The sequence below is a fragment of the Armatimonas sp. genome (genome assembly GCF_031410135.1).
GTDB lineage: Bacteria > Armatimonadota > Armatimonadia > Armatimonadales > Armatimonadaceae > Armatimonas.
Genome location: NZ_JANNYP010000697.1, coordinates 1 through 13,617 on the forward strand (window position 1 = coordinate 1; position 13,617 = coordinate 13,617).

The 13,617-nt window shown below is 58.7% G+C and carries 13 protein-coding genes; 6 read left to right on the forward strand and 7 right to left on the reverse strand.

All coding sequences use genetic code 11. From position 1 onward, the window contains the following. Positions 1-33 precede the first annotated feature (33 nt). Positions 34-165: a GNAT family N-acetyltransferase gene (locus tag RMO15_RS33450; protein WP_369016162.1), complete on the forward strand. Its 132-nt coding sequence runs from the start codon at positions 34-36 to the stop codon at positions 163-165. Here the strand turns inward: RMO15_RS33450 and rpiA are convergent. From rpiA to RMO15_RS25540, 5 genes are all read right to left on the reverse strand, one after another. Further along, positions 150-845, reverse strand: a complete 696-nt coding sequence (gene rpiA / locus RMO15_RS25520; RefSeq protein ID WP_309719371.1) for a ribose-5-phosphate isomerase RpiA — start codon at positions 843-845, stop codon at positions 150-152. The two genes, RMO15_RS33450 and rpiA, sit on opposite strands and share 16 nt — an antisense overlap. A 67-nt stretch (positions 846-912) precedes the next feature. Further along, complete coding sequence (locus RMO15_RS25525; RefSeq protein WP_309719374.1) at positions 913-1,863, reverse strand: ketose-bisphosphate aldolase; 951 nt, start codon at positions 1,861-1,863, stop codon at positions 913-915. 35 nt (positions 1,864-1,898) lie between these two features. Continuing rightward, positions 1,899-2,480 carry a hypothetical protein gene (locus RMO15_RS25530; RefSeq protein WP_309719377.1) on the reverse strand — a complete coding sequence of 194 codons (582 nt, stop codon included), beginning with the start codon at positions 2,478-2,480 and terminating at the stop codon, positions 1,899-1,901. A 31-nt stretch (positions 2,481-2,511) separates the two neighbouring features. After that, complete coding sequence (locus tag RMO15_RS25535; RefSeq protein ID WP_309719380.1) at positions 2,512-3,099, reverse strand: hypothetical protein; 588 nt, start codon at positions 3,097-3,099, stop codon at positions 2,512-2,514. A 2-nt stretch (positions 3,100-3,101) separates the two neighbouring features. After that, on the reverse strand, positions 3,102-3,659 hold the full coding sequence (locus tag RMO15_RS25540) for a hypothetical protein (RefSeq protein ID WP_309719383.1): 558 nt from the start codon (positions 3,657-3,659) through the stop codon (positions 3,102-3,104). A 130-nt stretch (positions 3,660-3,789) separates the two neighbouring features. Between RMO15_RS25540 and RMO15_RS25545 the strand changes: the two genes are divergently transcribed. Beyond that, positions 3,790-6,069 carry a DUF1592 domain-containing protein gene (locus RMO15_RS25545; protein WP_309719386.1) on the forward strand — a complete coding sequence of 760 codons (2,280 nt, stop codon included), beginning with the start codon at positions 3,790-3,792 and terminating at the stop codon, positions 6,067-6,069. A gap of 36 nt (positions 6,070-6,105) precedes the next feature. Here the strand turns inward: RMO15_RS25545 and tnpA are convergent, their stop codons facing one another. Further along, on the reverse strand, positions 6,106-6,528 hold the full coding sequence (gene tnpA / locus RMO15_RS25550; protein ID WP_309719389.1) for an IS200/IS605 family transposase: 423 nt from the start codon (positions 6,526-6,528) through the stop codon (positions 6,106-6,108). Positions 6,529-6,695: 167 nt separating this feature from the next. On the opposite strand from tnpA, the gene RMO15_RS25555 reads away from it, so the two are divergent. Further along, a complete protein-coding gene (locus RMO15_RS25555) occupies positions 6,696-8,012 on the forward strand; it encodes a DUF1552 domain-containing protein (RefSeq protein ID WP_309719392.1) in 1,317 nt (438 codons plus the stop codon). 46 nt (positions 8,013-8,058) lie between these two features. After that, positions 8,059-8,763, forward strand: coding sequence for a response regulator transcription factor (locus RMO15_RS25560; protein ID WP_309719395.1), 705 nt, complete (start codon positions 8,059-8,061; stop codon positions 8,761-8,763). Positions 8,764-8,925: 162 nt separating this feature from the next. On the opposite strand, the gene lon is transcribed toward RMO15_RS25560, so the two are convergent. Then, complete coding sequence (gene lon / locus RMO15_RS25565) at positions 8,926-11,370, reverse strand: endopeptidase La (protein WP_309719398.1); 2,445 nt, start codon at positions 11,368-11,370, stop codon at positions 8,926-8,928. 110 nt (positions 11,371-11,480) lie between these two features. Between lon and RMO15_RS25570 the strand changes: the two genes are divergently transcribed. Next, positions 11,481-12,092, forward strand: coding sequence for a hypothetical protein (locus RMO15_RS25570; protein WP_309719401.1), 612 nt, complete (start codon positions 11,481-11,483; stop codon positions 12,090-12,092). Between the two features lie 101 nt (positions 12,093-12,193). Beyond that, a partial coding sequence (gene atpD / locus RMO15_RS25575; RefSeq protein ID WP_309719404.1) for a F0F1 ATP synthase subunit beta occupies positions 12,194-13,617 on the forward strand: 1,424 nt, incomplete at its 3' end.

Sequence of the window (13,617 nt, forward strand, 5' to 3'; positions counted from 1 at the left end):
CTGGCAACTCTCACCGAGCGTGGCTTTACGGAGGTGCTTTTGCACTCCCAAGAGCCCGTGGTGGGGTTCTACGAGAAGCTAGGCTTTGGTGTTGAGGGTGAGCGCTTCTTCGAGGCGGAGATTCCCCACTTTACAATGCGCAAGCGCCTTCAGTCCACGGGATAGACAGCCTCGACGCGGCCATCAGGGTGGCCCAGCAACATGCGCTTAGCCAGGCCGATAAAGATCCCTGTCTCGACTACCCCCGTCATGACCTTCAGGCGCTTATCTAAGATCGCGGGGCGCTGGATTCGCTCAAAGGGCAGATCGAGAATCGCGAGCCCGTCATCGGTGACAAATGGCTCCCCACTGGCCAACAGACGCAGGCGAGGTGCCACCTCGAACTCCTCTTTGAGCTGCGCCATGAGATTCGCAACCGCAAAGGGAACCACGGCGATAGACAGGGGAAATGCCCCGAGCTGCGCCACCCGCTTGCTGGAGTCGGCGATTACCACAAACTCTGCTGAGGCTGCCGCGACGAGCTTTTCACGAAGAAGTGCACCGCCGCCGCCTTTGATTAAGTCCAGCTTAGGATTGGCTTCATCTGCGCCGTCAATGGTGAGATCCGGGCACGTTTGGGGAGTAAGTTCCACCAGCGGAATCCCAAGGCGAGTCGCGTGGGCCACGGTTGCTTCCGAGGTCGGGATGCCATGAATCTTCAAGCCTTCGGTCTGGACACGCCGCCCGAGCGCCTCGATAAAGTACGCCACGGTCGAGCCCGTTCCAATACCGACGATCATACCGTCGTGAACCAGCTTTGCCGCGACCTCCCCGGCTGCCTGCTTGCCAATGTTTACGTTGCTCATAGTCAAGAGTAAAAAGTCAAAATAAAAGCCCCCTCTCGCGGAGCGGGAGGGGGCTTGTGGGCGGTGCCTAGCCCTTGAGGGATTCGCGGAGGCTTTCCAGCTCACCTGCGGAGCCTAGGAGCTCGTTGCGGCTGGCGATGAACTTGGCGTACTCGGCCATGAAGATCTTGCCGGGGGTGCGGAAGTCGAAGTTGCCGGGCTGCTCCTTGAAGAACTCGCGGTGGACGCGGGTCCAGACAAGGCGACCGTCGGTATCAATGTTTACTTTGCAGACGCCGAGTTTGGCGGCGGGGAGATACTGTGCGGTGTCTACGCCCTTCGCGCCTTTAAGCTCGCCCCCGGCGGCGTTGATGCGTGCCACTTCGTCTTGCGGAACGGAAGACGAACCGTGCATGACGAGCGGGAAGCCGGGGAGCAGGTCCTGGATCGCCTTCACACGATCAAAGTGGATGCCCTGGCCACCTGCGAATTTATACGCGCCGTGGCTGGTACCAATGGCACAGGCCAGCGAGTCGCAGCCGGATTTTTTCACAAACTCCAGCGCTTCGTCAGGGTCGGTTAGGCAGGCGTTTTTCTCATCTACCTGAACGTGCTCCTCGACGCCACCCAGCATTCCGAGCTCGGCCTCGACCGAGAGTCCCTTGGCATGGGCCGCATCTACCACACGCTTGGTGATGGCGATGTTTTCCTCAAACGAGGAGTGACTGGCATCAATCATCACGGAGCTGTAAAAGCCCGATTCGATACACTCGTAGCAGGTCTGCTCGTCGCCGTGGTCTAGGTGAACGGCGAAGATGGCCTCGGGGAAGATCTCCTCAGCAGTGCGGATCATGGCTTCCAGCATCTGCTTGTTGGCGTAGCTGCGAGCGCCCTTGGAGATCTGGATGATAAAAGGAGCCTTGCTGTCAATGCAGCCCTGGAAGAGGCCCATGATCTGCTCAAGGTTGTTGATGTTGTAAGCGCCAATGGCGTACTTGCCGTACGCGTGGGCGAAGAGTTGTTTTGTTGCGACAATCATTTCGGTCTCAGTGTACCCTCCCCAAGAGGGGAATGTCAAAAGCGATAGCCCAGATCTAGGCCCGCGAGAGGTTGATTGAGTAGGTTGCTGCTTCGGAACCGTGGCAGGTGTGTCAGGCTGAGCTGAAACGAGACGCTGCTCGCCTGGTAGCCTAGTCCGTAGCGCAGACCCAGGCCCGTTGCGCTGCTCAGGACGCGATCTGGCCCACTGTCAAAGAATGGCTGCTCGTGGTCGGCGCGGTAGAGCCCCGTTCCCAGAGTTGCAAAGCTCCGTCCCACACGCTTGCGTGCCTGCACCCCAACTCCCAGAAAACTCACCTGGCGGTTGGCAAAGCCATTACCAAGAGTGAAAGCGCCGGGCTGGAGCGAGCCATAGTCTAGAAAATAGCCCTGGTTGCGCTTCATCTGGCTGGAGGTAAAGCGCAACCCGGTAAACGAGCCGCTCCGCGCAGTGCCCATCGAGAACTCCATCTGCTGAAGAAACGGAAACGGACTCAGCAGCCCACCGGTCAGAGATTGCCTCTTCTGCGATGCTGCGGAGCTGAGACTACCTTCTTGCGCATAGGCAGAGCCACTCAGCGCGAGCAAAAGCCCTAGTGTGAGAAATCGGTTTTGCATCTTTCTAAAAACGTCCTCCTATCAGAGAACTTTATCGATGTCTATGAATAAAATCAAGGCCGATGATCATGTTATTTCCACGGCGTTCATCTTGTAAACGAGGGAGCTGAGTAACGCTGAGCTGGAGATGGTCGAGACGACCTCTACCAATGCCAGTGCCTATGGCATAACGTGTTCCCCAGCCGGAGCGTCTGCTGGAGAGAAGTGCATTTTGATACTGATGTTGTGTGAGTCTGTGGGTCAGGCTGTAGTGCCCCAAGCCAATGCTGGCGACGAAGCGTCCTTGGGAATGGGTAAGGTGAAATCCACCTCCGACACTGAAAATGCTGCTAATTAGATGCGTGGATGCGGGTGGATCAAAGAGATGCGATCCCTCTACACCGAGCACATCAGCATAGAATCCTAGCTTCGTCTGTGAGAGGTTTTTATCTGCTGAACGTTGTAGGAGCATAGGCTCGTAGGTGGCTCCCCCACGAAATCCTGTTGCCATGCCACGCCAGTTGAGGGCACCGATATTGAGTGAGCCATGCTCAAAGAAAGAGTTTCGGCTTTGCTTGGCACGTGCTGGTTGAACGCTGAAACAAAGCAAGATGAGAGTTATGGTGAGAGAGAGTTTCATTTTTAGTAGCGTGTTCCAATCTCAAAAGAGTAGATCGTATTGCGTGCGCGTTGCTCCGTGGGAGGGGATGGCATACGAGTTGCGCTCGCTTGAAAAAGAAAGCGACGGTAGTTGACCCCGAGAGCGTAGCGGACTCCCCAGGCGTAGATTCCGCTGATAATCGGGTCGGGTTGGCTGTCTTCCACAGGATAGAAGTGTGTGATGAAGTAGCGTCCCAATCCCGCGCTGGCGTAGAGGCTTCCTATACGTTTTTCAAGCAGAATACCACCGCCTTGAAAGCCTACCGCACGCTGTGGTTCACGCATTAACTCGGATTGGGTGAGAATGAGGGAGCCTGGTGTATTGGCACCTGCATCGGCGAAGAAACCCAGGCTTGTTCGGCCTTTCCCCTTTGTCCAGAGCAGATCGTACGTCCCTGTTAGACGGCCGCCATTGAAACCGCCCCAGTTGCCCAGCCCGACGGTGATATTTCCACGGTCACGAAAGTGACGTCTTGAATTTCCCTCTTGGCCTTCTTCGGCAAAAGCGGGCACAGCACTGAGCCCAATCAAAAGCAACATTACACAATGGTTTCGCATTAATTTGTCCTTTGTTATTCCTGACTCATAATTCACGAAAAAGTTGCCTTTTATTTTTCTTTTTTCGAAAAAAACATGAACCTCCCTCGTGGTTCTGGCGTATCAAAAGACAATGCTTTCAAAACGCCTGATCCTAGGAATGAGCCTGACCCTTGCGTTGACGGGGCTTGGAGCTGCGCAGACTAAGCCGAAAACGAAATCGGCTTTGGGGAAGCCATCCGGACAGCAGCTTTTCGCGGCGCAGTGTGCTCCCTGCCATGGGCCAAAAGGTGAGGGCGGTGCGGGCTATCCCAAGCCGCTGACGGGAACGCAGACCACTCCGGAGCTGGCGAGTTTTCTGAATAAAACGATGCCACCAGGGGCGAAGCATATCGCGATTGCGGATGCGAGCCTCGTGGCGGCGTTTATGCAGGACGCGTTCTACTCCCCGATTGCCCAGGAGCGCAATCGCCCGGCACGCGTGAGCCTCTCGCGGCTCACGTCGCGGCAGTTCAAGAGCGCGGTGGCGGACTTGGTGGGCAGCTTTCGCGGCAGTGCAAGCGTTGGTGCAGAGCGGGGGCTGAAGGCGCAGTACTTCAAGGCCAAGCGCTTCGACAATAAGGAGCGCGTTCTGGAGCGTACCGATGCTCAAGTGGCGTTTGACTTTGGGACAACCGGGCCGGTTGCCGATCAGTTCGAGCCGCACCAGTTCTCCATTCGCTGGGAAGGGAGCTTGGTCGCACCTGATACGGGGGAGTACGAGCTGGTGGTCAAGAGCGATCATGCGGTGCAGCTTTGGGTGAACGACAATAAGAAATCTCTGATCGATGCCTGGATCAAGTCCGGGAAAGACACGGAGTTTCGCGCCCCGATCTTTCTTCTCGGAGGTCGCACCTACCCGATCCGGCTGGAGTTCTCCAAATCTACGGTCGGGGTGGACGATACCGATAAGAAGAAGGGAAAGCCTGCTCCACCTGCCTTTGTGACCCTTGCTTGGAAGCGCCCCAACCTCACGACAGAGCCGATTCCGACCCGCTGTCTAATCCCCACCAGCGTCCCCGAGACATTTCTGGTGAACACGCCCTTCCCACCCGAGGACCGGAGCATGGGCTACGAGCGCAGCAGCATGGTCTCCAAAGCCTGGGACGAAGCGGTGACCAATGCGGCCTTAGAGACGGCGCAGTTCGTGGCAAGCCGCAAGTGGGGAATGGACGAGAAAGCCTTTGCCCGGACATTTGTGGAGCGTGCCTTCCGCCGCAAGCTCACCGATCCTGAGCTAGAGCGCTATGTCACACGGCACTTCTCGCAAGCGCCCGACACCGAGACCGCCCTCAAGCGCGTGGTCTTGCTCACGCTTAAATCTCCGTATTTTCTCTACCGCGAGAATAACACGGCCTCCAAGCTGGCCCTGACGCTCTGGGACTCGCTGCCCAACGACGCACTCCTCAAGGCCGAGCTGGCGACTCCTGAGGCGATTCGAACGCAAGCCGAGAAGATGCTCGCCGACCCGCGTGCCTGGAGCAAGATGCGCGAGTTCTTGCTAACGTGGCTCAAAGTGGATCAGTACCCTGACCTGGCAAAAGACAAAAAACGCTTCCCGGAGTTCGACGAAGCCGCTGCCTCGGACCTGCGCACCTCGCTGGAGCTGTTTTTAGAGGACACCGCCTGGGGCGAAAAATCCGACTTCCGCGAGCTGCTCCTCAGCGATAAAGTGTACTTAAACGGGCGACTGGCCAAGGTCTACGGCGCCTCGCTGCCGTCAGATGCTCCGTTTCAGCCGGTGAGCCTGGATGGCAAGAGCCGCGCGGGGGTCTTGACTCAGCCCTACATGCTGGCGAGCCTGGCCTACTTCTCCACCAGCGACCCCATTCACCGTGGCGTGCTTATCACCCGCAACTTCCTAGGCCGCGTCCTCGCCCCCCCGCCGATCGCCGTCACGCCCACGCCCGCCGAGCTTCAGCCCAAGCTCACCACCCGCCAGCGCGTCACAATCCAGACTAGGCCCGCCGCGTGCGTCTCCTGCCACCAGATGATCAACCCGCTCGGCTTCCCGCTGGAGCGCTTCGATGCGATTGGGAAGCTGCGCGACAAAGAAAATGACCAACTGATTGACGCCACCGGCAGCTACCAGACGCGCAAGGGCACCGTGGCGAAGTTCAACGGCCCCCGCGAGCTGGCGCAGTTCCTGGCGAGCAGCGACGAAGTCCACGCCACGTTCGTCGAGCGGCTCTTTCAGTTCGTCACCAAGCAGCCCATCCGCGCCTACGGCCCGAAAACCTCGCTGGAGCTTCAGAAGCGTTTTGTGGAGAGTGGGTTCAATATCAAAAAACTCCTCGTAGAGATCGCCGTCGTCGCGTCGTCACCAATGGTGAACTCGGGTGTGGCATCGGGTGGCACGAGTCCGGGCGGATAAATCGGCCCGCTGTTGCGGCAAGACCCATGAATGGGCCTAGGTGATTTCATCGGGCTCCGTGCGCTCTAGGGTTTGCCAGAGATTGCGTTGGGTGTGGATGTGATCTTGTTCCTCAATGTAGCGAATGACTGTGGAGGTGTCGGAAGCGCGGAGCGAGATCACGCCATAGCCATCTTGCCAGCGCAGAGTGTGTGTGTCGTCGGTTTGGCGGTTGAGGGCGAAGGAACTGCCGCCCTTGACCTTGCCGATAAAATGTGCCAGGTCAATGGGAGGCAGGGAGATGAGTAGGTGCACATGGTCGGGCATGGTGTTGCACGCCAGAACATGTGCCCCAAATTTCTGTGCAATGGTCGTAATGCATGCAACGGCACGCTCGCGCCGCCCCTCTAGGGCAGGCAGCCGTCCCGCTGTCGTCCAGACCACATGGAAATACAGTCGATGAAAAATGTCTCGTTTCACACATTTAGAACGGTTGAACATGCCTGATTCTGATAAAAATCTGAAAAATAATTCAAACTTCCGGAGGCCCATTTATGGGTCTTGCCGCAACAGCGGGCCGATTTATCCGCCCGAATCGGGATGCATAACGCCGCCCGAATAGAGGTCATGAGGTAAAATAAAATACCATGCAAAATACACGACGAGACTTTCTGCGCGAACTGGGCCTGAGTGCCGCTGCGCTTCCGTTTCTGGCCAACCTGCCGTCGCTGGCGCACGCGCAGACGGTGGGCAAGCGCAAGCAGCGCCTCATCGTGCTGTTCTCGCCCGATGGCATTGTCCCGAGCACCTTCTGGCCCGATGAAGTCGGGGAGAACTTCACGCTAAAAGAGAGCCTCTCGCCGCTGGAGCCGTTCAAGAAAAACACGCTGATCCTCAACGGTGTCTGTGATCGGGTGCGCGGCGATGGCGACAGCCATATGCGTGGCATCGGGTGCTTGCTAACGGGTGTCGAGCTCTTTCCCGGCAATGTCCAGGGCGGCTCGGACACCCCGGCAGGCTGGTCGAGTGGTCTTTCGATAGACCAGGAGATTAAGAACTTCTTGCAAGCCAGCCCCGCCACGCGCACGCGCTTTGGCTCGCTGGAGCTAGGCGTCATGGTGCCCGAGCGCGCCGACACCTGGACCCGCATGAGCTACGCCGGGGCCAACAAGCCCATCTCGCCCATTGATGATCCCTACCAGCTCTTTGGGAAACTCTACGGACGGCTGAAAGACCAGCAGAGTCTGAGTAGTGTGCTAGATGACCTCAAGGCCGACCTCGCCACGCTTCGTAAGAGTGTCTCCGTGCAGGACCGGCAGATTCTCGAAGAACACACGGCGCTGGTGCGTGATCTGGAGAAAGAGCTGCAAGCCGCCGGTAAGGCCACGGATTTGGGGCACGCCGTCCCGCCGCTAGAGCCGGGCGTGCGCCGCGACAACGACAACATGCCTCAGCTCAGCAAGCTGCAAATTGACTTGCTGGTGCGCAGCTTCTCCGCTGACTTTGCCCGTGTCGCGACCTTCCAGTACACCAACTCGGTGGGGCAGGCACGCATGCGCTGGCTGGGGATTCAGGAAGGCCAGCACGATCTCTCTCACGAGCCAGATACAAACAAAGAGGCGCAAGAAAAGCTGACGAAGATCAATAAGTGGTACTGTGAGCAGCTTGCCTACTTAGCCAAGCGCCTCGCCGAGACCCCGGAGCCGGGGGGCACGGGTAGCCTCTTGGATAATACGCTGATCGTCTGGACCAACGAGCTGGGCAAGGGCAACTCGCACACGCTGGACAATATCCCATTTGTCTGTGTGGGGAACATGCCGGGTCTTACGATGGGCCGCTCGCATAAGTTCACCCGCGTTCCGCACAACCGCCTGCTTCTCTCACTTGCGCATGGCTTTGGTCATAAGATCACTAAGTTCGGCAACCCGGATTTCTGCGGCGACGGTCCGCTGAATCTAGCCTGACCTTGTTGCGTGTTGCCCCCTTCGGGCGATACAACGCTGGTCAGAATTGCAAAACGTCCTTATCTTAACCCGCGATGCCCCGGATCGTCCGCCACTGCAAGTGACGCATGCGCTGATGGCGGCAAGCCTGCATGTCTGTCCTCTGATATTTGAGGCAGATGACGACGAGTGGATTGGGGCGTTTCAAGGCGTACCGCCACAGCTCATTGTTGCGGATCTCTCGGACAGTAGTGAGCTTTTTCTTTTGCGCAGTGCCCGGAGCCGTCTGCTCTCGATCTGGGGCGAGGGCGTCCCCATCCCACCGATGCTAGCGCTGTTGACCCGTCGCCATCTGACATCGCCCGATCTGCGTGCCTTTGTGGACGACTTTCTGCTGCCGCCCTACGAGCCTGAGGAAGTGAAGGCGCGAGTGGCGCTGCTGTTTTTCCGCAAGCGCTCCGTCGAGGCAGGGGACATGCTCTATTTTGCGGGGATTCGCCTGAGTCTGGGAGCCGGTAAAGTCACCACCGCCGACGGCAAGCCCCTTGCCCTGACACCACGCGAGTATGATCTGCTACGCTTTCTTCTTACCCACCGTGGCCGCCGCTATCCCCGCGAGCAGATTCTCGCGATGGTCTGGGGCGTGGACTACGACGGCGGCGAGCGCACGGTAGATATCCATATCCGACGGCTCCGCGCCAAACTCCCCCCCGAGACCGCCGCCCTCCTAGAAACCCGGCGTGGCATGGGCTACGGCTTCAGAGTCGAGTAGCCCTCCTCCCCCTGCCCCTCCTCCCAATCCTGGGAGGAGAGGGAAAGAGGGGAGTCTCTTGACTACGGCCCCTCTACACAACTTTTCGCCTGTTTATACAATCTCCCCTCTCTCTGCCCTGTCTCCGCAGGGTTGGGAGGAGGGGCAGGGGGAGGAGGGTCACTACCGTAAGGCGGCGTTGAGGGCATCGTCGGCGTGGCGCAGGAAGACGAAAGTCAGCTCGGAGCGCACATCGCCGGGGAGATCGTCTAGGTCTTTTTCGTTCTCGTGGGGCAGAAGCACGATCCGAATACCGGAGCGATGGGCCGCTAGTACTTTTTCTTTGATCCCGCCGACCGGCAACACTTTCCCACGGAGCGTGATCTCACCGGTCATCGCCACATCACAGCGCACCGGTCGCCCGGAGATTGCGGAGGCCAGTGCGACGACCATGGTGACGCCTGCGGAGGGGCCATCTTTGGGAACCGCGCCTGCGGGGACATGGACATGGATGTCTTTTCCCTTATCGGCATCCTCCGCGATTCCCAGCGTGGTCAGCCGGGAGCGGACAAAAGTCCACGCCGTCTGTGCCGACTCGCGCATGACCTCACCAAGCTGGCCGGTGAGCGTGAGCTTGCCCTCGCCACGTGTCGGGAGCACCTCGATCGTGATCGTATCGCCGCCTGCCTCGGTGTAGACAAGGCCCGTCGCAGCTCCGATCTCATCGGCCTCCTCCATCTTGCCCCAGTCATAGCGTGGCATTCCGAGGAGTGTTTCGAGTGTCTCCGAGTCCACGGTCACTTTCGCCGTTTCATCCCCCGCGAGCTTGCGGGCTACTTTCCGACAGAGCGAGCCGATCTCCCGGTGCAGGTTGCGAACCCCTGCCTCACGGGTGTACTCTCGGATCAGGCGCAAGAGGGCCGTATCGTCGAGCTGGAATGTCTCGTCGGTGAGGCCATGGCTCTCTTGCTGGCGGGGCAGGAGATGGTTCTTGGCAATCGCCGCCTTCTCCGCCTCGATATAGCCCGAAAACGAGATCACCTCAAGCCGGTCACGGAGTGCGGGCGGGATCGTGTCCAGCAAGTTCGCGGTGGCGATAAAGAGCGCCTGCGAGAGATCAAAAGCCACTTCTAAGTAGTGATCCGAGAACTCTTTGTTCTGCTCGGGGTCAAGCGCCTCTAACAGTGCCGAGCTGGGATCGCCACGGAAGTCATTGCCGAGCTTGTCAATCTCATCCAGAACAATGACAGGGTTGCGGCTCCCCGACTGACGGATCGCCTGCAGGATTCGCCCCGGCATCGCCCCGACATAGGTACGGCGGTGCCCCCGAATCTCAGCCTCATCGCGGACACCCCCGAGTGAGAGCCGCGCAAACTTGCGGCCCAGCGCTCGTGCCACGGAGCGACCCAGGCTGGTCTTACCCACACCGGGAGGCCCGACAAAGCACAGAATCGGGGCTTTGAGCTTGTCCCCAGCCAGCTTGCGCACCGCCAAAAACTCTAAGATACGCTCTTTGACCTTGGGCAGCCCATGGTGATCCTCATCCAAGATGCGCTCGGCCTCAATAATGTCCAGCCGGTCTTCGGTGAGAGTGCTCCAGGGCATCGCTACCATCAGATCCAGATAGTTACGTAGCACGCCCGCCTCGGGGCTCACCAGAGGAGTTTTCTCGAAGCGCTCTAGTTCTTTAAAAGCACGGACTTCAATCTCCTCGGGCATCTTCGCCGCCAGGATCTTCTCCCGATACTCTAGGAACTCGCTGGTGCGCTCATCAGCCTCGCCCAGCTCGGACTGAATCGCCTTAAGCTGCTCTCGCAAGAAGAACTCGCGCTGGTGATCGCCCATCTCTTTTTCGACACGGGAGCGGATGTCTTTTTGAATCTCGACAATGGCGCTCTCTTCGTGGAGGGCTGTGGCAAGCTTGTCTAAACGCTCGGCGACATTGAGTGTCTCTAGCAAGCTTTGCTTCTGCTCGACCCGAAGCGCTAAGTAGGGGATAATCGTGTCAGCCAGCCGTCCGGGCTCGTCCACGGAGAGGACATTGACCAGCGCTTCGGGAGGGATTCCCTTGGCATCGGTGACGAGCTTCTCGAACTGGTTGGTGACCGTGCGGGCCAGTGCCTCGATCTCAGGCGTGGGCGGCTCCGGGGGCAGGGGGAGCGACTCGACTTCGATGCGCATGTACGGAGCGGTCTGTAAAAAGCGCTTGACACGGATGCGGGGTCCGGCTTCTAGTAAAACACGCACCATGCCGTCGGGGATGCGCGTGAACTGCATCACCTCAGCGACGATTCCCATTTCGTAGAGATCACTCGGGCGTGGCTCTTCGACTTGGACATCCTGCTGCGTGATAAGCGCCACCATGCGGGGGCGGCCTTCTTGGGCCACCTCGACGGCACGGACCGAGCACTCACGGCCCAGGGTGAGGGGGAAGATCATGCCAGGAAAGTAGACGCTATCGCGTATGGGAATCAGAGGAAGGGTGCCAGGAACGGCCTCCTCTTCCCAATCCGCGTCTAGTTCCTCTAGCGCTTCGAGGAACATGTCCGGGTCTTTGTTAAAGACATCATCGAGCAAATCAAGCCCCAACGGGGGCATCTCAGGGGTTTTCTTGGCCTTACGGGGCATGGGGCATTGTATCAAGCCCACCTGAGCTTGCCACGGGAAAAGTGCTAGAGGTTTGCAAATGATAGGAAACTCTCTTGCGTCGAGCCTATTTGTACGATAATTTCGTTAGTATGCAACGCCAGGCAGTTCTAGAAGAAGAGACGATCACAGCAGCTCCTGCACTTCAGCGGGAAAACCCGGCTCGCTCTGCGATCTCGTGGCTGGCAGGAGTCGCCTGCGGGACACTGGGTGCGGCTACGATGACGACACTGGCACGCCTTCAAAATCCAGAGATGGTGATTGGGCAGCAGAACGCATGGCTTCTCTACGCCCTACTCGGAGCGATCACGGGATTCTGTGCGGCTTCAGGGCGGCGGAAAGCGGCTCGCGTCGGACTAGGAATGAGCCTGGCGATCTTCTTAAGCCCGCTTCTACTGGAGCTGATGTGTGCCTTTTTGCGCCTACCACTCCCCGCGGCGGCACAGAGCCCTCTCGTGATCAATGCCTGCTTGCCCCTCGGTGCTTTTATTTTTCTCCAGAAGTGGCCGCCACGGCGTGCGGCTGTTTACGGAGGGCTGGCCTTCTTTATTCTGGATCTGGTCTACAATGTCCTGACCGTGGGAGCAGGCGCGGGGCTTTTGCTAGCTCTTTGGGTCTCGACGATCCATGGGGCGCTACTAGGCGGGCTTCTGGCCTTTTTGCGCCAGTGTGGCGAGGCCCTTCAGCCACGTCGGCGCTCTTGATTTTCAATTTTTAGAGCAGACGTTGAAACATTGGTGACTTCCGGGTAAACTGTACCGGTTTTCACAAACTCAAATTTTCGCTCAAGACATAAAGGTATACGATGGCAACAGGCAAGATCGTCCAGGTTCAGGGGCCCGTGGTGGACCTCGCATTTGAACCCGGTCAGCTCCCCGCGATCCTCAACGCGATTCGCATCCCAATCAAGGGTACCGACGATCTAATCGTCGAGGTGGCACAGCACCTGGGTAACGATGTGGTGCGTGCGGTGGCAATGGACTCCACCGATGGGCTCGTTCGCGGGCAAGAGGCAATTGACACAGAACAGGCCATCTCGGTACCTGTTGGTCCGGCAACTCTAGGCCGTGTTTTCAACCTTCTAGGACGCCCTATTGACGAGCGTGGCCCGGCAAATGCTACTGAGTACTGGCCGATTCACCGTAGCGCTCCCGCGTTTGAGGATCTGGCGACGGCTCCTGAGATTCTGGAGACGGGCATCAAAGTGGTGGACCTTCTCTGTCCCTACCTCAAGGGCGGCAAGATTGGCCTCTTTGGGGGAGCCGGGGTGGGCAAGACCGTGACGATGCAGGAGCTAATCCGAAACATCGCCGTTCAGCACTCGGGTGTATCGGTGTTTGCAGGCGTCGGCGAGCGCACTCGTGAAGGAAACGACCTCTGGCTGGAGATGTCCGAGGCTGAGTTCACCGATGCGAGTGGTAATAAGGCCCACGTGATTGACAAGACCGCGATGGTGTTTGGCCAGATGAACGAGCCACCCGGCGCTCGACTTCGCGTCGCGCTCTCTGGTCTGACCATGGCGGAGTACTTCCGCGACGTCGATGGCGCGGACGTGCTACTCTTCGTGGACAATATCTTCCGCTTCACGCAGGCCGGTTCCGAAGTGTCCGCGCTTCTGGGACGTATGCCTTCTGCTGTGGGCTATCAGCCTACCCTTGCCAGTGAGATGGGCGCTCTCCAGGAGCGTATTACTTCCACCCGCAAGGGCTCAGTAACATCCGTGCAGGCGATCTACGTTCCCGCTGACGACCTTACCGACCCGGCTCCGGCGACCGCGTTCTCGCACCTCGACGCGACCACGGTTCTGGAGCGCAACCTGGCGGCCCAGGGAATCTTCCCCGCCGTGGACCCGCTCTCCTCTACCAGCCGCGCGTTAACCCCCGCGATTGTGGGAACTGAGCACTACCGCGTCGCCCGTGGCGTGCAGTCTATCCTCCAGCGCTACAAAGAGCTTCAGGACATTATCGCCATTCTCGGAATTGACGAGCTCTCCGACGAGGACAAACTTATCGTCTCGCGTGCTCGCAAGATCCAGAAGTTCCTCTCCCAGCCCTTCTACGTGGGAGAAGCCTTCACCGGAATCGCCGGAAAATACGTCAGCCGCGAGGACTCTGTCCGCTCGTTTGATGCGATTCTCGCAGGCAAGCACGACGACCTGCCGGAGCAAGCCTTCTACATGGTGGGAACCATCGAAGAAGCCATTGCCAAGGCCGAAAAGCTGGCTGAAGC